This window comes from Cellulophaga sp. 3_MG-2023, from assembly GCF_030546975.1.
GTDB lineage: Bacteria > Bacteroidota > Bacteroidia > Flavobacteriales > Flavobacteriaceae > Cellulophaga.
On record NZ_JAUOPS010000002.1, the window covers coordinates 1,050,194 to 1,071,317 of the forward strand.

Genomic DNA, 21,124 nt, shown 5'->3' on the forward strand with positions numbered 1-21,124 from the left:
GTCGTTAAAAAATAGAAACCTTAATTTCTTTTATAAAAATAACATAGATTTTTTTAATTAGACACTTTTTGTAAGACTAATACTATAATTACAACACAAAAGCAGCTAATTTTTAGATTTATTGCATCTTTTACACAATAATAAAACAAACTAAGTAGTTTATATAGTTATGTAAACTATATTTTTATTTTCAATACTATGTAGTTTATCGTTCCACAAACCATTTATAACCCATAAAATATATTTTGATGCAAAAAAGAGAACCTTGCAACAAACTAACTAGTCTTTTTACAACAAAAAGAAGCTAAAATGGAAAAGAACTTAAAACGCATGGCTACAATGCAAAGAATGCAGTCTGTTGGCCTAGAAATATTTTATAAAAATGGGTATTATGATACCAGTGTAGATGATGTTTTAAAAGAACTATCTTTATCTAAAGGTGCGTTTTATTATCATTTTAAATCTAAGGAAGAATTTTTTATAAGTATTCTACAGAATATTATTTTCCCTAAAGTATATAGCGAGTTAATTGCTCCTTTTGAAGGACTAGAAAACCCTGCTGTAATTTTAGACAAATGCTTTGACAATGCTCTTGAAACGGCAGAACACAACCAATTAGACAATGGCTTTGTATTAAGTAATTTTATGACGGAGTTTAGTGGTAAAAACGAAACAATTGTAAAGCTCCTTAAAGAAATGTTTAAGGTGTGGGAAGTAAATTTGATTACCAATTTACAAAAAGGCAAAACAGATGGCTATATAGACCGCCACGTAGATAGTGAAGCTGTTGCTAGCTTTTTAATGTCTTCCTATATGGGTGTGCGTTTATTAATGGTAGAAGGTAATGCTAAGTTACTTCGTTACAAGTACATTCAACAATTGCGTAGTTATTTTAAAACTATTGCTGTGAAGCGGTAGAAATGTTTATGCTAACACAAACTACCCAACAACCTCCAAAACCTTTTTCACAACATCATCTGGCAGTATGGTTTCCATAGCTTTTTCATAACTTGGCGGAAATTTATTACCATAAACAGATGTTGGTATAAGTGGGTATTTGTCTCTGTTTGCTAGCAATGCATTTGTGCTTTGTTGTGCAAATGGATAAAAACCAGCAAATGGGTGTGTAACTCCCCAAAGTGTTATTGTAGGTACCGCAAACATTGCGCTTAGATGTGCGTTGCCACTATCCATAGCTAACATAACATCTAAATTAGAAATTAAAGAAAGTTCTTCTTTAAAACTTAGTTTTTTAACCACAGAAACACAATTGCTGTAACCTTGTTCCCATTTTTCTAAAACTTCTTTTTCTTTATCTCCTCCTCCAAAAAGAACTATTGTATAAGTGTCTTTTTCATTTAACTTATTTACCACTTTTTCCATAAGTTCTAAAGGGTACGTTTTACCCTCAAAAGCAGCAAATGGTGCAATTCCTATCCACTTTTTTGGTTCTTTTGGCAGTAATGCAATAGCAGTATCAGATAATTTTTCTTTTTCTAAAGCACAAGAATCGTCTAGCTTAATGGGAAATCCTAATTTACCAAAAACAGAAACGTAACGTTGCTGCGTAGTTTGTAGTTGTTTAAAAACTTTGTTTTTACTTGCTGTTAGCGCTTTTTTATCGGCTCTGCCTTTATCAATTTGTATAAAAGGAATACCAGATAATTTAAAAAAATGTTTAAGAATATTAGAACGTAAAACGTTATGAATATCTGCAACTGCAGTAACATTCATTGCTTTTAACTCTTTAAATAATTTATAGAGTCCGTTTACACCTTTATGCTTACCTTTTACCTCTGCTTGGTATACTTGTACGTTGGGCAATTGTGCAAACATTGGTGTAAAAAATGCCCGAGTTAAGACTGTAATTTTTAAAGTAGGGTTTTGTTGCAATAGTCTTTTTACCACAGGAACAGTCATTGCAACGTCTCCCATTGCAGACAACCTAATTATTAAAATATGGTCCTGAGGCTTATTTTCCACGAAGCACTGGGTTTAGCTCGTCATCATTATACATTTTCATCTGCTTGTATACTTTCATATACTTGTTACCGGCTTCAATATCTGATATTAGTTGATCTATTGCTGTAGATAAATCTTTTTTCTGCTCTAATAAAACAGAAAGCTTAGCGCTACATTTTTGTTTATGCTCATCAGAAGCATCTGTTCTAGTTGCTTCTTCTTGCATGTGATATACTTTTAAAGCAAGAATAGATAACCTGTCTATAGCCCAAGCCGGACTTTCTGTATTAATGGTTGCATTGCCTTTTACTTGTACCGATTGGTATTTATTTAAAAAGTAACTATCAATGTATTCCACCAAATCTGTCCTATCCTGATTGCTAGCATCAATCATACGCTTTAATTTTAAAGCACTTACAGGATCTATATTTGGATCTCTAATAATGTCTTCATAATGCCATTGCACAGTGTCTATCCAATTTTTACGGTATAATAAGTGTGCTATTTCATCCTTTGGATATGGATTTTCAAAAGATTGATACACATCATCTAAAATGTGGTATTTATCTATACTTTCGTTAAATATTTTAAAGGCAAAATCACTAAACATACTGTAAAATTTTAGGCAAATATACCAATTTTACTTCAGTAAAACCTTAAATACAAATACCGTTATTGGGACTAAAATAGCTATAAAAAGGTTTAGCTCTTTAAAACGAGGTTTACGTAAAATTTCTATATAATTGGTAAGAAACACTGCTGCAGGAAAAAAGGTAATCATTATTGGAAAATAACCCAAGTTAGTCTCAAACAAAGTTATAAAAATACCTATGGTAAAAGATATTGCTACAAGTCGCATACTTGCTAAACGGCCAACACCTATTTTGCCAATTTTTATGCTGCTAATGACACCTACAATAATTACAACTATTAAATACACTATGGTTGCAGAACTTTTGCTCCACTCTTTAAACATATCTGCATCTAGTTTTAATGTAAAAATGTAATGCTCTACGATAAAGTTTAAATTACCCGTAGCTGCTAATACCGCCGAAACTATTAATGAAACTGCTACAAAAGCTGATAAAGGTAAAAACCAGTTTCTTATATTTTTAGGCTCATAAATATAAATGGCTATAAATACCCAAATTAAATACAGCAAAGCCCAATCATAAAACAGGCTAGCAATAATAATCCACATTGAAGCATCAAAAATTTTATATTTAATTTCCTTTAAAGATTTTAGGCTTAAAATTTTTCTGGTTGCTAAAACAATAAAAAAACTGCAAAAAATACCGTTAGTATCTGTTAATGAAGCTGGGAAAAAAACACATAATAAGGCATAGAAAAGGACCGCAAAAGAGTTTACTTGAGTAATTTTATTGCGTTTTACTATAAAATTGACAAGAAAAATAGTAAAAAACAGTACTAAAACTACACCAACATTTATACCAATTAACTCGAGTGAAAACAAGACATTACCCCCTAAAAAACGAGCCATGCCAAAGAATACCAACAGTAAAGTAAGTACAATTATGTAATTAATAGGTTTTGTTTTGCTAAAAAAGCTTGAAATCATCTAGAGTTTTTATATTTTTGCAGGGTAAATATACATATAAGATGAAAACATTTTTTAAAGCAATAGAGGATTTATTTGTTGATGTACTTTTTGCTCCTTTAGATTTACTAAGAGCATTAGAATTAGAAAACTGGTGGGCAGCAAATACGCTTAACTGGGTTTTTATGATTATTGGAGCAATAGCAATGGTATATTGGATGTTACAACTTAAAGAGCACTCTAATAACAATGAAGAAGATAAGAGTGTAAATGCACATTCTTACATAAAAATTTAAATATTTATTTGGCTGTACCGGCTAAAACCTATTTACTTATATAAGAAAACCCAACTAGCTACTATTGTAGTTACTAGTTGGGTTTTTATTTTTTAGTTAGCTAACTTCTTTTACAAGTCAAAACCTAAGTCTTTTCTGTAGTTTATTTTATCAAAATGAAGCTTTTCTACGTTTTTGTATGATTGTGCTAAAGCATCTTTAAAATTAGTACCAAATGATGTTACTGCCATTACACGACCACCGTTAGTAACCACTTTACCACCATCTAATTTAGTACCTGCATGAAAAACAATAGAACCTTCTACTGTGTCTAAACCTGTAATTTCTTTTCCTTTTTCATATGCTTCAGGATAACCACCAGAAACTGTCATAACTGTAGTTGCCGTACGCTCATCAATTTTAATATCTATAGCATCTAATGTTTGGTTACCTACAGCTTCAAAAACCTCAACTAAATCGTTTTGTAAACGTGGTAATACAACTTCTGTTTCCGGATCACCTAAACGTACATTATATTCAATAACCTTAGGCTCTTCTCCTACTTTTATCAGTCCTATAAAAATAAAACCTTTGTATGGTAAGTTATCCTTTACAAGTCCATCTACCGTTGGTTTTACAACTTGTGAGTGTATTTTACTCATAAACTCATCACTTGCAAAAGGAACAGGTGAAATAGCTCCCATACCACCTGTATTTAAGCCTGTATCTCCTTCACCAATACGTTTGTAATCTTTAGCTGTTGGCAATACTTTAAAGTTTTTACCATCTGTAAGTACAAAAACACTAAGCTCTATACCATCTAAAAACTCTTCAATAACAACAGTTGTACTAGCGTCTCCAAATTTAGAATCTACCAACATAGAAGCAAGTTCTTTTTTAGCTTCATCTAAATCTTGTAAAATTAAAACACCTTTACCTGCCGCTAAACCATCTGCCTTTAGTACATATGGAGCCTTAAGGGTTTCTAAAAACTCTTGTCCGTCTGCCAATGTATCTGCTGTAAAACTTTTATATGCCGCAGTAGGAATGTCATGACGCATCATAAATTCTTTAGCAAAATCTTTACTACCCTCTAAAGTTGCAGCTGCCTTTTGTGGCCCTATAACAGGAATATTTTTTAGGTCGATGTCGTTTAAAAAGAAATCATGCACACCATTAACCAAAGGGTCTTCTGGACCAACTACAACCATATTTATTTGCTCTGCAAGAACAACTTCTTTTATTGCTTGAAAATCGTTTACACCAATTGGTATATTTTTTGCTATTGAAGCAGTACCAGCATTACCAGGTGCCACAAAAAGTTTATTTAGCTTTTTACTTTGATTAAGTTTCCAAGCAATAGTGTGTTCTCTACCGCCAGAACCAAGGATAAGAATGTTCATATTGTAAAAGTTTGCTCAAAAATACAGTATGACGATTTAATATCCTTTAAAAAAAAGAAAAAAGAAGTGAGAGTATAGATCGCTGCGCTGTAAGAAACAAGTTGCAAGACAAAATTCTTTACTCTATTCTCTAGGTTCTTTTCTCTTGACTCTTTATTTAGAAAAATCTCTGTGTTCTTTGTCTTGTAATTCCTCAGGAGATAACGACTTAAAGTAGTCGAAAACAATTTTTAGTCCTTCTTCCCTAGAAACTTTAGGCTCCCAACCCAACAATTCCTTTGCTTTAGTAATATCTGGTTGTCTTTGCATTGGGTCATCTGTTGGTAAAGGCTTGTAAATTACCTTTTGCTCTGTACCAGTAAGTTTAATAATTTCTTCTGCAAATTCGCCTATAGTGGTTTCATGCGGATTACCAATGTTAACTGGGTAACTATAATTACTCATTAGAAGCCTGTAAATACCCTCTACTTGATCATCTATGTAACAGAAAGACCTTGTTTGCTTTCCGTCACCAAACACCGTTAAATCTTCTCCTCGTAAAGCCTGACCCATAAATGCTGGTACAACACGACCATCGTTTAGTCGCATTCTTGGACCGTAGGTATTAAAAATCCTAACTATACGCGTATCTAGTCCGTGAAAACGGTGGTAAGCCATTGTAATAGACTCCATAAAACGTTTAGCCTCATCATATACGCCACGTGGTCCAACCGGACTTACATTACCGTAATATTCTTCGTTTTGCGGATGCACTAATGGGTCTCCGTACACCTCTGAGGTGGAAGCTACCAAAATAGTAGCGTTTTTTTCTTTTGCTACTCCAAGCAAATTATGTGTACCTAACGCACCAACCTTTAATGTCTCAATAGGAATTTTTAAATAATCTATAGGACTTGCTGGTGATGCAAAATGTAATATATAATCTAGTTTACCAGGAATATGAATAAATTTAGAAACATCATGATGCTGAAACTCAAAATTTTCTAATGGAAAAAGGTGCTCAATATTTTTTAAATCTCCCGTAATTAAATTATCCATTGCAATTACGTAGAAACCTTCTTTAATAAACCTGTCGCATAAATGAGATCCTAAAAATCCTGCCGCTCCAGTAATAAGTACTTTTTTCATTCTATATTTTAATATGCTTTTTCTTCTCCAGAAACAGCGTTAAGTACGGTTTGTACTATAATTTTTAAGTCTAAAAATAAAGACCAGTTTTCAATATAAAAAATATCAAACTTTGTTCTGTTTAAAATGTCTTCGTCTTTTTCTATTTCTCCTCTATACCCTCTTACCTGTGCTAAACCAGTAATACCCGGCTTAACAAAGTGTCTTACCATATATTTGTTTACTTTATTAGCATACTCACTAGTATGCTTTACCATATGTGGTCGTGGACCAACAACAGACATAGACCCAAATAATACGTTATAGAACTGAGGCAACTCATCTATGCTTGTTTTACGTATAAATTTACCTACTTTGGTGATACGCATATCGTTTTTAGTTGCCATATGATTATCCGCATCCTTATTTGGCGCCATAGATCTAAACTTATAGCAGTAAAATTCTTCATTATCTATACCGTTTCTTTTTTGTCTAAAGAAAACAGGACCTTTGGACTCTAAAGTAATTATAATAGCCATTAAGGGCACAAGCCAAGACAGCAGAAAAATCACAACCAGTAATGCAAAAACAAAATCAAATAACCGTTTTACAAATGCATTTATACCTTCATGCAAAGGGATTTCACGTAAAGAAAGCACTGGTATATAATCATAGTACTCGAACTTTAGTTTCTTTGAAAAGATGTTTTTATTATCTGGTATAAACTTTAGCGTTTTTAAATTATTATCAGCAAAGTTAATAAGGTTAGTCATTTCCTTATTCGTTAATTCTGACACCGAACAATAAATTTCATCGATATTATTATTGGAGATATAATCAAAACTACTGTCCAAATTAAAATCCTCGGACTTTGTTGAAAACTGTTTAAAAAACTGAAAACCGTATTCTACACGTTCTTGAAAAACCTTTACAAGCTGATCTGCCTTTTTGTTTTTTCCAATAACAACAACATTTCTTAGGTTCCCTTTAATTCGCTTTCTGTAGCTCATTAAAATATAATAATTAGCAAATTTAATTATTGATATGACTAAACCTACATACAAAAAATATTTACCCAACTCTAGCCTACTTATATTTGGCTGCTTAAAGAAACCTATAAAAGCATAAAGTATTAAAAAGAAAAATACAAATTGTGTAAAAAGTAATTTTAGTATTCTAGTTGCCTTACTATACCTGTAAACCTCGTAAAAATTACTTTTTAGCGATAGTATAACCCAAGCACACGATAGGTAACAATGAAATAGTAATGCATTCTCAAAATTAATAGGCAAGTAAAAAGCTAGTAGATTTATAATAAGTAAATCTAGCCCATATGACAATGGAATTAATAAAGAAGAAAATCTGTGTTGGTTAGATAGCATTTAAAAGGTTATATGTTTTTGATTTCTTTAGCAAAAGATTTCAGAATATTTTGACTTTGAAATTTATTTAAAATATAGCTTTTTGCATTATTCCCCATCTCATTGTTCTTATGCTTATTCTTAATAAGAATCTCTAACTCATTCATTATCCTTTCAACATTTGATTTTGATTCATAAATACCTCCTTTACTTTCATCTATAATTTTTTTAACTTCCGACTCTGGATTCCCAGTTACTAAAGATGGTTTTCCACTACACATCATTCCAAGCAACTTAGAAGGCATTACCGTATCCAAAATATCTTCCTTCTGAAATAATATATGTAAATCTGCACTATTTAAAAGGTTTGGTAATTCATTATAAGGTACTGGTGAAAAATAATTCACATAATGATATTTTTTAATGTTCTCCAAAAGCCACTCCTTTTTAGAGCCGTCACCAACAACAACAACATCTACTTCATCAGAGTTAAGTAAACCGATGAATCTAATAAAAAATTCCCAATCTTGTTTTTCTCCAATATTACCGGAATATAATATTTTAAACTTTGTGGAATTTAAATAAGAGTGTTTTTCATTTTTAACCTCTTTAAATTTTTCGACATCAATCCAATTTGGGAAATAGTGTATAGGTGTAAGAGCGTCCGTCTTTTTTTTAAGCTTATCGAGCATAGAAAAACTAATACTACTTGCCACATCTGCCTTTGAGAACAACCATTTCTCTAACTTAAACAGAATATTAAAAATTACTTTCTTTGTTATTCCAGTTTTATTTGATTTAGCAATTCCTGCTTGTAAAGCAGCATCAAATTCAAAATCCTGTACATGAATCCATAGTTTTGCTTTCGTTTTTCTTTTAAGTAACCAGCCCAATAAGATACCAGATGTAAAGGGAACTACCACTATAATTATATCAGTCTCTCTAATTTTTTTTAAATTAAAAAGACTTCCAAATGTAAAATCTAATAAATGGATTATTCTTTTTAAAAAGTTTGGCTTGATAGGAACATACTGTTTGTACCTATAAATATTTATATTATTTCTTTTTTCAACGATAAAATTTTTATACGAACTATACTCTGGATTGATCTTCCACTGGGGATAGTAAGGAAAGCCAGTGATTACATCAACAAAAAAACCATTTTTTGACAAATAATCTGCCATTTCTGTTGAATATAAACCAATAGCTGTGTCTTCCGGATAAAAATTTATTCCAATTAGGGTTATTTTAGTACTCAATATTTCTTCTTTTTATAACCTTTGCAGGACTGCCAATGCAGATTTTTCCTTTAGGTAAATTTTTAAAAACACTACTTCTTGCTCCAACTACTGTACCTTTCCCAATTGTTACACCAGGTCCGACATAGACATCTGTTGCTAACCAACATTCATCTTCAATAATTATTTTTTTAGCATATATTGGAAAATCAATCTTTGAATGATCGTGCGATCCGGTGCAAATGTAACTTTTTTGAGAAACGACAGTGTTGTTTCCAATAAAAATTTCCCCTAAAGAATATAGCACAACATCATCACCAATCCAACTATTATCACCTATTTTAACTTTCCACGGGTAGGTAATACTAACTGAAGGTCTAATAATAACATTTTTTCCAATTTGAGCTCCAAAAAGCCTTAATAAACATCTACGCCACCCATACATAAGTTGAGGAGAAGGCTTAACAAAAACGGCTTGAATTACCCACCATAATTGCACAATAAATTTCGATCTTCCTCTAAAATTGATTGGAGTTTTATACTTTGACAAGTCCTGCATATGATTATTTATTTGAATTATCGTAAAAAAAATAGTTAGACAAAAAGGAAAAAAAAATCACACCAGTTTGCCTTTCTAATATATTTTCAGTAAAAAAGAGAATTATAAAGAATATTAGAATTTGAAAAAATAAAGTATCATTTTCCGATAAAGACTTTTTGAGATAAAAAAAGAGTTGAAGTAAAAAAACTACCAAACCAAGAAAGCCTATGCTCAAAAGCACCCCTAAATACTGATTATGGGTATTATATTTATTTTTTGATAGTATTTTTGCTTTTCCTTTATAGCATTCTATTAATGCATCTTTTGTATCACCTATTCCCTGTCCAAAAAGTAATTTCTTATTTATTACACTAAATGAACATTTGTATATTGAATACCTAATACTAGTAGAATTGTTCTCATTTACAACTTCATATGTCTCTGGTAAAATTAATTCCGAAAATCTCTTTATAATTGAACTTTTTAAATTAAACAAAACAACAAGAAAGAGTATTACACCTATTATTATTACCTTATAATTTACCTTTCTTGGACTTGTTCTCTTGTAAAAAAGATAGCATACAAAAGAAAACAATAATGCAATTATTACTCCTTTCCGAATTAATAGAAACAAAACATAAATATTTATCACTAAACCTATCAAAAGCAATAATCTAAGTATATAGTTTTGCTTTAAAAAAACATTAAATATGAAAATAATTGTCACAGCTATTAACATAGAGACATAAATAGGGTGCTCGCTTAGATAATACATCCCGTTTAAGTAAGACAAACAATAACTTAAACTTTTTTCTCCTGAAAAAAAACCAAGATGAGCAAAATAAAGAATTATACTTGCAGAATATAGGGTAGTGGATATTATAAAAAGATTAAGGAATTTTCGCTTAATTTCTTCCTTGGGTCTTAAGCCTAAATAAACTGATTCTAAAGCAAAAGGCACCAGCAATAAGGATAATGTTGTTTCAATTTTTCTAAACCCAATTCCTAAGTTATCACTATAGAATAAACTGATTAAATATATTATAAAAACAGAAGAAAACAAAAGAGCATATTTGAATCCTTTAATTTTTTCCTTTTTATGTATAATTGAAAAAATGGAAGATCCTATCAAAATTACAACTGGCGCTCCTTTAAACTTTGCTGGAATTAAAGGAAATAATGAAAATGCAATTATTGATAGAAAAAACAATCTATTTGCTAGATTGAAAATAAATTCCTTATTGTTAGATTTTAACATTAACTTTTGTAATAACAAATTTTGCGCCTTACTAAACTAGACATTTCCTACAAAGAAACCTAAATACTTTCTATAAAATATGACATGCGATATACTAATAGATAAACTTATGCAACCAAAAAATAAAAGGTTGCAAAACAATAGATTTTATATAAGATTATAAGCATGAAATACTGAAGCCAAAAGAGTAAATTTAAATCAAAATATTCTCTAATCCAAGATTCTTTTACTGTTAACAACACAAAGCTATAAATACTAGAGTAAATAATAATTTACGTTTGAAAAATTTTATTTAAAACTTTAATCTTTAAAATAGAACTTTCAATTCACATTTTTTGTTTTTCTAATCCTAAGCTTTAGGAATAATAATAATATATAAGTGTAATAGATGTATCTAAAAGATGATCTCAAGTTGTACTCAAAGGAATATACAATGTACATTACAAACAAGATAACAACTAAGAAACCCTGCATTCTTTTACCCATTGAAAAAAACAATCTAGTTTTAAAATCGAAATAAGCAACTATACATCCTAAAATAGAGTAAAATATAAAAGTAAAAAAGTATCCCATCGTAAAAACCTCTCCATTAGATGAATAGGGAACTATTGGATAAATACGCATTTTTCCTGCTATATCATACCACCCTGCAATATTACCGGTAAGTGGATTTAAGCTGACTATAATATTACCCCAATTAGACTCATTTAAAACCATCGTTTTTGCAGAAACAAAAACACCAAATATAAATGAATAATAAACGTTAAACTTAATACTATCATATAATTTATTTTGAGCACTAAACAGACTAGAAATATAAGGATAGATACCATGACTTTCCAATCCGCGCAGGGTCATTATATATGAAAGAAAGAAAAAAGCTACAATTAAATTTGCAAACAAAGTAATTTTGTTTCTTAAAGTGTCTCCTTTAGATTGAAAAATTAAAATGACGTAAATAACTAAGTATAGAAATGAAATTCTAGAGCCTGTACCTGTTGCAAAAATAAGTATAACTAAAAAAGCTAATATACTTAACAACTTCTTTTTATCAAATAACATTGCCAATAAAACAGTGGAAACAAAACCTAGCAATTTATTTAATGTTTGGAGAGTTCTGCTTTTATCTATTAAATATGTTTCTCTGTAAAATATTTGGCTACCATATGTTAACCCATAAAGAATAATTATTATTACAAATAGACTTATAAGAACACCATTAATTTTGTTAGGTAATTTATATTTAACAAATAGAACTTTGGAAAAAGACTGATTAAAAAATCTCTTGGTTTTTTTACTTACAAAATCATAATATATTAGTACTCCAAAACAAAATGCAACTAATCCTAATATATGAAATTTTATAGCTTCTAAAAAGAATTTACTTTGAATTGAGTCAAGATCAAATAATGATATTTTATAATCATAAAAATAATAGTATACAACAGACAAACTAATTGATATTATATAGAATAATAAGTACAAGTGTATCTGACTAAGTAAATAAAACTTTACTATTCTTTTAATCAAAAATAATTCGATAAATAGTATAACTATTAATAATATCATATTTTTTTAGAGACCTTTGCCAATATTAATAATTCTAAATAAAACAGCAATAATAAAAACTTCTTAGAATCAAAAACGTTTATTTATTTTTCTAAAATAGTAATAACCAACAATAACTAAAATTAACTCTGTAAATGTAACTACAAACGCCATACTATAAATTCCAAAAAACTGAACAAATATTAAATTCATTATTACATTAAATAACCCGCCAAAAATTAATATATTCATTCTCACTTTATACCGCTTTATTGCAGGAAAATATAACATATTATATAACATATTTAAGCCTGAAAATACAGAAATAAAGCTTAAAATTTTAAATACATTACCATAACTTGTTATTAAAGTATCATCATAAACAATAGATAAAATGTCACTTGCAAAAAACAAAATTACTACCGTTATAATAGTGCTTATTAAAAAAACAGGTGGCATTAATTTTTTAATAATTTGAGACTTTTTATCATCTTCTTGTCTTGCCACCCATGGATATAATGCTTGGTATAACGGTACGTATACATTTTTAACTGCTAAAATAAGTTTCTCCATACTAGAGTATACGCCAGCAATAATATTTCCTGAAAATAAACCAAGTATAAAAACATTACTAGCAGTATATAGACTTGTCGCAAAATTTGAAACGAACAAACTAGAACTATCTCTAAATAACTGCTTAATTAAGCTGAATTTTGGAATTCTAAAATTAATATATCTAAAACCCATCACAAAACCAATACATCCAGACACAATGAATCCTAACGAATTATATATAGGGACTTTATAGTAATCTGACTCTTCTTTTATTAAAATAAAAACCAATAGTGTAAATATTAGTTTTGCCAAAATGTTGATAAATGTCACTACTTTCATTTTTTCTATACCTTGAAAAAACCAAACAGGAAATAGTGCCTGCCCAATAACAACCCCGAAACTATACAAGTAGACCTCTGCATCAATACTAAACCTAGAATAAGTGTTAACTATTATATAAAGTAAGCCAAATGCAATTACTATTAAAGCTACTTTTATAAACATTACAGCCAAAAATATTTCTCCTGTTTTTGTTTTATTATTTCGTGCTAATGATATTTCTCTTGTACCACTTATATTAAAACCAAAATCTACGAAAACTGTCAAAAAAATAGCTAATGACTGAGCAAACATTACAAGCCCAAATTTTTCAGCTCCCAGCGTACGTACCAAAAAAGGCAATATTAATAACGGGAGGATATAATTTGCACCTTGTAAAACTAGTAATGACAAAAAATTTTGGGCTACAATTTTTTTATCTCTATCCTTTAATAATTCAAATATCTTGTCTATCAGTTTCATTAATTACTATTTAGTTTCTTTGAAAAAGTAAACAATGCCTTTCCTACAATTATATTTCCCTTTTTATTAGGATGCTGATCATCCAACATTAAATTTTTATTCTTAAAAAAACTATAATCACCTATATTCTCAGGTATAGAATAATAGAAAACCTGCGAATTAATCATTGAAATATGACAGCGAATTTCCCTGTATTTTGGCATAAAAGTATTCAAATAATCCTTTGATTCGTTAGGTTCAACTAGGATTATTTTACAATTTGGAGCGCCGTATCCTATATCTGCAATATAGTCTTTTAAGTTTCTTTCAAAAACTCTAGGTTTAACTGTTTTTCTATCGTTCATACCTGCATTCAAAATATAGAGCGTTGGTTTTAAAATTCTAAACCATTCCCTTCTAAAATCCCTATCTAGATTAGCTATATCATTCATTTTCACTCCACCTTTAGCTAAAGAATTTACAATATCTTTTTGACAACTTTCATTTTTAAAGTAAACTCCAAAAAGAGCTACTTTACCATATATATTATAAACATTGAGACTTGAAGAATTTTGACTAAAAATCTCGACATAACCAATTCCAAGACTCTTAGATTCCGTATTAATAAAATAGCCCTTTGAGTCTTTTTTATTTCGTGTTACTGAAATCTTAAAGGTTCCTCCATCTGGCTGTTTTAAATAATAAAGTCTTATTTTTCTATTATAATTTAACTTAGAAATATATAAAATACATTTATCATTATTACCATTATTCGTGAATAATCCTTTACCATCAACGCTTAGCCTTTTAGGAAATGTACCATATGTAAAATCTGATGAAAACCATTTCATCCCTTTTGATACAAAGGAACTTATTCCTAAAGCTTTAATATCAGCATAATTAATTGGAAGATAGCCAACCCTAGGAAGGTCCGAATTTAAAAAAAAAAAGTCCCGATAAGAACTGCCACCAGCCCCTTCTGTCAAAGAGTCTATCCCTAGAAAAATATTATTAGCTTGGATACAAGTTTTTCTAGACTCATCAATATCAGAAGACAAATTAATTAGTAACCCAAAACAGATTACAAAATATTTTAGAACTCCTTTTATCATAACTATTTCTTTAAAATCTCAGAAAGTTTATTTATGAAATCTTCAGGTTTATAGTTACTCTTTACATAATGATGGTTTTTAATCATCATATCTTTGTAACTTTCTAAATCAGTTCCTATCTCTCCAAGCTTTTCTGCTATTTGTTCTGGATCTTTTTTATTAACAATATATCCGTTTTTATTTGTACAAATATCTAGTATTCCCGCATGATCAGTAGTTATTACAATATGACCAGTAAGCATAGCTTCTAATAACGCAATAGGCTGACCTTCCATTTTATAATAAGTAGGTAATACAAAAACATTTGAAGCTAAATAAGCATCTATCTTTTCCTGACCTCTAACTGGCTTGAAATATTCTATGTTTGGATTAGAGTTTAAATAGCTAAATATTTTATTCTTATGCTCTAGGTCTATACCCCCAATAATTTTTGCCTTGTATACAATTTCTTTGTCATTCAGTATTTTTAGAGCTTCAAGTACATCAAAAATACCTTTGCCCTCCATTAAATTACTTAAAAATAGAATATTCAAGCCTTCTATGTTAACAATATCCTTTTCTTTAATATCTTTTAATGTGTTCTCCACGAAGTAAGGTATCCAGTATATTCTGTCTTCGTTTAAAAAAGGAGTTAGATTACCTTTCAATAACTCTGAAGATACAATACCTTTATCTGCTTTAGAAAGTATATAATGAAATAGTTTTTTCTTAAAACCAGAAAGCAGATTATATTGTGTCTTTAAGTAATTGCCATGTACATGGATAACAACTTGTTTCCCTAAAACTTTTGATAACAAAATAAAAGGAGCATCCTTTAGAACTCCAAAAAAAGTTAATCCTATAGCTACATATATTATGTCAGCTCTAAATATTTTAAAAGCTTGAAAATACTGACGTACATAAAAAAAAAATTTCTTGATTGAAAATTCCCCAATTGCTTCATTGAACTTCGGGTAAGCCCTATTAATATGCATAACATCAAATACTTGCTCTTCATTTAATTTAGCTAAAACCAAATCATTTACGATGCTACAACCAGTTACTGGGGGAGAAATAGGACCTATAAGTAATACTTTTATGTCTTTTTTATTTGTATTCATTTTTATTTTCGTGAAAGAGTTTAATAAATGTATCCCCCATAGAGCCTATTGAATAGTTTTCTTTACATGTTTCGCTTATTTGATAACGTTTGTCAATCCAACATTCTTTTTCCTTATATATAGATAAGATTTTATCTTTAAAATCTTCCAAATTATCTGTTTCAAAATAGAGTGCATTTTCATTCTCAATAATTGCCTCTATTTCTGGAGAATGATTTTCATTTTTTGAAACTAACATTGGCACTCCAAAACCAAAACTTTGTGTAACAGATAAACCTATATATCCTGGAGAGACGCTAAACAGTGACTTTGAGTAATAGTCTGACAGCCTTTTGTAATCTGATATATGACCTGTTAAAATCACCCTATCTTCAAGCTTGTGATCAATGATATACTGTTCCAAACTTTTTTTCTCTTCACCATCTCCTACAAAAATTAAATTCACACTTTTATTTAAATCTGGTAAGGCTTTAAAAAAAGCCTCTAATAAAAGTTTAGGTTTCTTTGAACTAGTAAGCCTTCCAACATATATTAAATTATTTATGCCTTGTTTCTCTATCAAATTAACATTCATTTCATTTTTAAAATATAGTGCGTTGGGCGCATAATTTACTTTCAAGTGCGGTTCTGCACTAACTAATTCTTGCTTCTGAGACTTAGTATACACAATGATGCTATCTCCCATATATCTCATTATTTTCCGAAGCTTATCTGATTTGCTATGGCTTCCGGATCGTGGCCATGCATGTCCCCACAATATTGTTTTCTTTTTAAATATTTTTCGTATAATTAAAACAATCCAATTGGAAATTATCCTTGGATTCATTTCCATTACTAAAACATGACATTTTAAAACATCTTGCCACATACCGCCTTGTATTAAAAAAGATCTTTTAAATAAAAAATAATTCTTAATTTCCTTAAAACCAGATATACCAGTATCTGTCTTTACTGTTGTTTCAAAATATTCAAGACCAGCATAAACTGCAAACTTATCGCCAAACTCTTTTTTTATATAACTATATAACTTTGCCCTATAATCTGGAGCTACAGTTTGTAATATTATGTATTCTTTCATCTAGATAATAAAGTTATTCTTAATAATAAGGAAACATTCATTGTTATTTTAAATTTTACTTAACCTAAGGACATCTTCAATTAATTTTGATTGAATTAACAAATTATCCCATTCTTTATCAAAAGTTTTTGTAGAAACTAAATCAATAAAATAGGAAATCATATTAACGAAATGATCATCCTTAGGCAATTCAATTTCTTCCTTATAGCCCTGCTTTTCAAGTATAATTGTAGGTTTAAAATCTGCCTTAGCAGTAAAAGCTCTAGTTGAAGTTATCTTCCCCTTACTTCCCCATACTTCGTAGTTACACTGATAGAAATTATCAAAACCAAAAGCTACTTCTGAAAAAATATCTTTTTCTTTATTAACCAAAAAAGCACCTCCAAACCAATCTACATCCAACTCATTATTCATTTTCAAAAAAGCGGACTTAACTTCAAAACCATTACCCATTATAAAAGAAGAAGCTTTTAACACATATGCACCTGCATCTAAAAGGGAGCCTCCTCCTAACTCTTTTTTATATCTTATGTTTGAACTTCTATCAAATGTAGGGAAGCCAAAAGAACTTCTAAAAGATCTTATTTCTCCTATTTCATTATTATTTATTAAATTAAAAATATATTGATGTTGAGAATGGTGTTGAAATTGAAAATTTTCAACTACAGCAACATTTTTTTTCTTAGCAAGAGCTATTAGTTCTTGCGCTTCTATATAATTGTTGGTTGCTGATTTTTCTACCAATACATGCTTACCTAATTCAATTGCCTTTTTAACCCATTGATAATGTAGTCCTGTAGGCAAAGGAATATAAACAAGCTGAATATTTTCTGTATTTAATAAATTATCATATCCTTCGACTATATCGCATTTGAGATGCCTGGTTTTTGCTTTTACATTATTCAAATTTCTGGTAGATAATGTAATCTTAGCAGTACTGTCATTTCTTAAAATAGCAGGTATAACAGATGATATAGCAATATTTGCACAACCTAAAATTCCCCAATTCATAATTAATATTTTTAATTTAAGTATGTTATAGCTGAAATTAAACTACGTGCTTGAATATTCACATAATTATTGAACACTATAAACTTTTTTAACTGATTTAAAGTCAACCATGTAAAATTTTCTGGCACTTCATTTGAAAAAGTATCACCTACTTCTACAATAATGTTCCTATTTTGTTCTCTATAAAACCTTCCACCTTCTTCTGATTGATAAGTATCAAAAATAACTTTGTTACTTTTATTTAGCACTATATCTAAAAATGGGATTCTCTCCTTTTCCTTACTATTTTTAGAGTACGCGCTACTACATTGAACGGTAGGTGCTAGTTCTAAAACATCAAAATTTCCCGCTTCCAATTTAGCCTGTACTAGAAAATGAATAATTCCATCAATATCCTTTATAATGAAAGCACAAATACCTTTATCACATGGCTCAATAAGTGGTTGATCCCAAGAAGAGACTTCTCTATTTCCAATTTCAACATTTACTCCAATAACTCTAAAAAAACGATTATCTATGTGTTCTATAACTCTATCAGTCACTTTCCAGTGCTTTAAATTCATTATGGACTTTTTATTTATAGACAAGTCGTATTTAACTTTTTTAGCAGTTAACCAATAAATAATTTGATTAAATGAGAACAACGATTTATCCTGCACTAATGCAGATCTTAGCATTTTATATCCAATTGAACTTTTATCCCCATTCATTATATTGTAGAAATCAATCGTTTTAGCTGAGTAGTCTCCAAATGAAATACCTGAAATCACTGTTCTAGTATCCATATTTATAATATTATCCTTTCCCATTAGAAATTTTATTTGACCTAGCGTTAGCCACCTAAAATCCTCTAAAGGTTTAATATCTTTATTTACTTTTATTATTATATTTCTATTTCTCTTCTTAAAGAATCGCGCTCCTTGTTCAGACTGCAATTGATCTACTAATATTTCTTCACTAGTTGCATTAACAAAGTAATCTAAATAATTTGGAGTCTTTCCTCCATGCACTTTAGTGTAATTACTTTTTGTTGCCTGTATGGTCGGCGAAAGCTGAACATAATTAACATTTCCCGGTTCAATTTTAGTCTGAATTAAGAAATAAAGAATCCCATTATACACTTTTGTGATAAATCCTAAATAACCTATCTCTGGTTGATTAATTATTGGTTGATCCCAAAATTTTCTCTGACCATAATTAGTATTAATCTCTAAACCTTGGATAGAGAAAAATTTATTAGAACTATGAACAACAGATCCATTTTGTCTATCTAAACTCCAATTATTCATCTCATCGAAAGCAATTCTTTTAATACTAACGTTTACCTGATCGTTTCTTTTTTTTACCCAATTTAAAATATCTTCTGTTGAATTAAATGGGTTATTCAGAGTTAAAGCTGATTTTAAAAATAAAAATTCAATTTCTCTTTGTTTAGATATATGATTCACTTTTATTACATTAAAGATTATTTATCCACTTAAGAAGTGAAATTTGGTTAGGTCTTACAAGTTCATCTATTTTTGATGAATCGAATATAGTATCTCCACTTTCAACTGCTAGTGCTAATTTTGGCCATTCAGTATGTTTTATACCAACTTCATATTTATCTGAAATAAGGCTAGCTATTTCTAGCAAAGAATATGTTTCCCCGCTTATATTGTAAGTTTCAAAATTACTCACTTTTAATTCTGAAACATTTATTATCTGATGTGATATATCCGAAATATAGGTGAAAGTTCTCCTAAGCTTTCCATCTCCATATAGAGTAATTGGCTTATTGTTTTTAGCTTGAGACAAGAAAAAACCTAGAGTGCCATAAGAATAATCTTCACTTAATATATTTCCATATGGAACACCTATTCTAAAAACTACAAAAGGAATATTATAATAATTACCAAACATTCTTAAACACTCTTCATTATGAAATTTATTTAAAGCATAAATTGTTTTAAATTCTTTTTCAGCAGTTTCAGATAAAGAAATGTTACTAACTCCCTTGTATACTAATCTAGTAGATGGAAAAATAATCTTTGGCCGTACTCCTTGCTCTTTTATACACATTAACAAGTTTAGTAGGCCCTTTTCGTTAACATCTATAAATTTTCCAAAATTTTCTAAAGATATATGAGTTCCTGTAATACCTGAAAAATAATAAATAAAGTCTACATCAAAATTTATTCTCTTTAAATCTTTTATTTCAACTATATCTATTTTGCCATAACTGTCTAAGTCACTAATAAAGGAATTATCATTCACATCAAATCCAGAAATAAAATAGTTCTTTGATTTTAAATCACTAACGATGTGGCTACCAATGTATCCATTACACCCGAAAAATATAACTTTATTTACTTTTTCCATAAACTCAAGATATTCAAATCAAATTTTTTAAATAATCTCCATAACCACTCTTCCCATACTTTAAAGCCAGTTTGTTTAGTTGTTCTTCATCAATATAGCCACTTCTATATGCTATCTCTTCGATACAACTAATCTTAAAACCTTGCCTTTTCTCAATTACCTTAACAAACTCAGATGCTTCGTGCAATGAATCAAAGGTACCTGTATCTAACCAAGCCGTACCCCTACTCAAAAGTCCCACTTCCAATTTTTCTCTTTCTAAGTATTTTTTGTTTACGTCAGTAATTTCCAATTCACCTCGACTACTTGGCTTCAATGATTTAGCTATTTCAATTACATCATTATCGTAAAAGTATAAACCAGGCACCGCATAATTGGATTTCGGAACCATTGGTTTTTCTTCCAACGACAATGCCTTGTAATCCTTGTCAAATTCTACAACTCCGTATCTTTGAGGGTCTGCAACGGGATACGCAAAAATAACCCCTCCTTTAGGTTTTATTTTTGATTTTAACAGCTTTGGCAACTCTGACCCATAAAATATGTTATCTCCTAGAATTAACCCTACACTATCACTCCCGATAAAAGATTCTCCTATTATAAAAGCTTCGGCTAGCCCATTTGGTCTTTCCTGTATTTCATATGTAAAAGAACAACCCAAATCTGAACCATCACCTAATAAATCTTTAAGTAAGGGCAGATGTAATGGAGTTGATATAATCAAAATATCTTTAATTCCAGCTAGCATTAATATTGACAAAGGATAATAAATCATCGGTTTGTCATATACAGGTAATAATTGCTTGCTAATTGTTATCGTTAAAGGATAAAGTCTTGTTCCTGAACCACCTGCCAAAATAATTCCTTTCATTATAT

At 29.7% G+C, this 21,124-nt stretch carries 20 protein-coding genes; 2 read left to right on the plus strand and 18 right to left on the minus strand.

Going from position 1 to position 21,124, the window contains the following annotated elements; all coding sequences use genetic code 11:
- Window positions 1-309: 309 nt before the first annotated feature.
- Window positions 310-918 carry a TetR/AcrR family transcriptional regulator gene (locus Q4487_RS09615; RefSeq protein WP_100894343.1) on the plus strand — a complete coding sequence of 203 codons (609 nt, stop codon included), beginning with the start codon at window positions 310-312 and terminating at the stop codon, window positions 916-918.
- A gap of 21 nt (window positions 919-939) precedes the next feature.
- Here Q4487_RS09615 and Q4487_RS09620 read toward each other — a convergent pair whose 3' ends face one another.
- The 3 genes from Q4487_RS09620 to Q4487_RS09630 are packed head-to-tail and all read right to left on the minus strand — an operon-like array spanning window position 940 to window position 3,541.
- Complete coding sequence (locus tag Q4487_RS09620) at window positions 940-1,935, minus strand: glycosyltransferase family 9 protein (protein WP_303541276.1); 996 nt, start codon at window positions 1,933-1,935, stop codon at window positions 940-942.
- Between the two features lie 37 nt (window positions 1,936-1,972).
- Window positions 1,973-2,572 carry a DUF4254 domain-containing protein gene (locus tag Q4487_RS09625; protein ID WP_100894346.1) on the minus strand — a complete coding sequence of 200 codons (600 nt, stop codon included), beginning with the start codon at window positions 2,570-2,572 and terminating at the stop codon, window positions 1,973-1,975.
- A 30-nt stretch (window positions 2,573-2,602) separates the two neighbouring features.
- Window positions 2,603-3,541, minus strand: a complete 939-nt coding sequence (locus Q4487_RS09630; protein ID WP_303539692.1) for a hypothetical protein — start codon at window positions 3,539-3,541, stop codon at window positions 2,603-2,605.
- 41 nt (window positions 3,542-3,582) lie between these two features.
- Here Q4487_RS09630 and Q4487_RS09635 point away from each other — a divergent pair, with 41 nt between their 5' ends.
- A complete protein-coding gene (locus Q4487_RS09635) occupies window positions 3,583-3,816 on the plus strand; it encodes a uracil phosphoribosyltransferase (protein ID WP_100894348.1) in 234 nt (77 codons plus the stop codon).
- Window positions 3,817-3,926: 110 nt separating this feature from the next.
- On the opposite strand, the gene purD is transcribed toward Q4487_RS09635, so the two are convergent.
- The 15 genes from purD to rfbA form a co-directional block, all read right to left on the minus strand.
- Window positions 3,927-5,198: a phosphoribosylamine--glycine ligase gene (gene purD / locus Q4487_RS09640; RefSeq protein WP_303539689.1), complete on the minus strand. Its 1,272-nt coding sequence runs from the start codon at window positions 5,196-5,198 to the stop codon at window positions 3,927-3,929.
- Between the two features lie 153 nt (window positions 5,199-5,351).
- Window positions 5,352-6,326 (minus strand): UDP-glucuronic acid decarboxylase family protein, encoded by a 975-nt coding sequence (locus tag Q4487_RS09645; RefSeq protein ID WP_303539687.1) that lies wholly within the window; start codon window positions 6,324-6,326, stop codon window positions 5,352-5,354.
- Between the two features lie 8 nt (window positions 6,327-6,334).
- Window positions 6,335-7,687, minus strand: coding sequence for an undecaprenyl-phosphate glucose phosphotransferase (locus Q4487_RS09650; RefSeq protein ID WP_303539684.1), 1,353 nt, complete (start codon window positions 7,685-7,687; stop codon window positions 6,335-6,337).
- An 8-nt stretch (window positions 7,688-7,695) separates the two neighbouring features.
- Window positions 7,696-8,925 (minus strand): WcaI family glycosyltransferase, encoded by a 1,230-nt coding sequence (locus Q4487_RS09655; protein WP_303539681.1) that lies wholly within the window; start codon window positions 8,923-8,925, stop codon window positions 7,696-7,698.
- Window positions 8,915-9,463 (minus strand): putative colanic acid biosynthesis acetyltransferase, encoded by a 549-nt coding sequence (locus tag Q4487_RS09660; protein ID WP_303539679.1) that lies wholly within the window; start codon window positions 9,461-9,463, stop codon window positions 8,915-8,917. The genes Q4487_RS09655 and Q4487_RS09660 overlap by 11 nt, the downstream gene beginning before the upstream one ends.
- Before the next feature lie 4 nt (window positions 9,464-9,467).
- Window positions 9,468-10,703, minus strand: coding sequence for an O-antigen ligase (locus Q4487_RS09665; RefSeq protein WP_303539677.1), 1,236 nt, complete (start codon window positions 10,701-10,703; stop codon window positions 9,468-9,470).
- Window positions 10,704-11,024: 321 nt separating this feature from the next.
- Window positions 11,025-12,155: an O-antigen polymerase gene (locus tag Q4487_RS09670; RefSeq protein WP_303539675.1), complete on the minus strand. Its 1,131-nt coding sequence runs from the start codon at window positions 12,153-12,155 to the stop codon at window positions 11,025-11,027.
- A 186-nt stretch (window positions 12,156-12,341) separates the two neighbouring features.
- Window positions 12,342-13,607 carry an oligosaccharide flippase family protein gene (locus Q4487_RS09675; protein WP_303539673.1) on the minus strand — a complete coding sequence of 422 codons (1,266 nt, stop codon included), beginning with the start codon at window positions 13,605-13,607 and terminating at the stop codon, window positions 12,342-12,344.
- On the minus strand, window positions 13,607-14,698 hold the full coding sequence (locus Q4487_RS09680; protein WP_303539671.1) for an SGNH/GDSL hydrolase family protein: 1,092 nt from the start codon (window positions 14,696-14,698) through the stop codon (window positions 13,607-13,609). The genes Q4487_RS09675 and Q4487_RS09680 overlap by 1 nt, the downstream gene beginning before the upstream one ends.
- A gap of 2 nt (window positions 14,699-14,700) precedes the next feature.
- Window positions 14,701-15,798, minus strand: a complete 1,098-nt coding sequence (locus tag Q4487_RS09685; protein ID WP_303539670.1) for a glycosyltransferase family 4 protein — start codon at window positions 15,796-15,798, stop codon at window positions 14,701-14,703.
- A complete protein-coding gene (locus Q4487_RS09690; RefSeq protein ID WP_303539667.1) occupies window positions 15,785-16,876 on the minus strand; it encodes a glycosyltransferase in 1,092 nt (363 codons plus the stop codon). The genes Q4487_RS09685 and Q4487_RS09690 overlap by 14 nt, the downstream gene beginning before the upstream one ends.
- A gap of 48 nt (window positions 16,877-16,924) precedes the next feature.
- A complete protein-coding gene (locus Q4487_RS09695; protein WP_303539665.1) occupies window positions 16,925-17,887 on the minus strand; it encodes a Gfo/Idh/MocA family protein in 963 nt (320 codons plus the stop codon).
- Between the two features lie 11 nt (window positions 17,888-17,898).
- Window positions 17,899-19,335, minus strand: a complete 1,437-nt coding sequence (locus Q4487_RS09700) for an NDP-hexose 2,3-dehydratase family protein (protein ID WP_303539663.1) — start codon at window positions 19,333-19,335, stop codon at window positions 17,899-17,901.
- A gap of 10 nt (window positions 19,336-19,345) precedes the next feature.
- Window positions 19,346-20,248, minus strand: a complete 903-nt coding sequence (locus Q4487_RS09705; protein WP_303539661.1) for an NAD(P)-dependent oxidoreductase — start codon at window positions 20,246-20,248, stop codon at window positions 19,346-19,348.
- A 13-nt stretch (window positions 20,249-20,261) separates the two neighbouring features.
- Complete coding sequence (gene rfbA, locus Q4487_RS09710; RefSeq protein ID WP_303539659.1) at window positions 20,262-21,119, minus strand: glucose-1-phosphate thymidylyltransferase RfbA; 858 nt, start codon at window positions 21,117-21,119, stop codon at window positions 20,262-20,264.
- Window positions 21,120-21,124 lie beyond the last annotated feature (5 nt).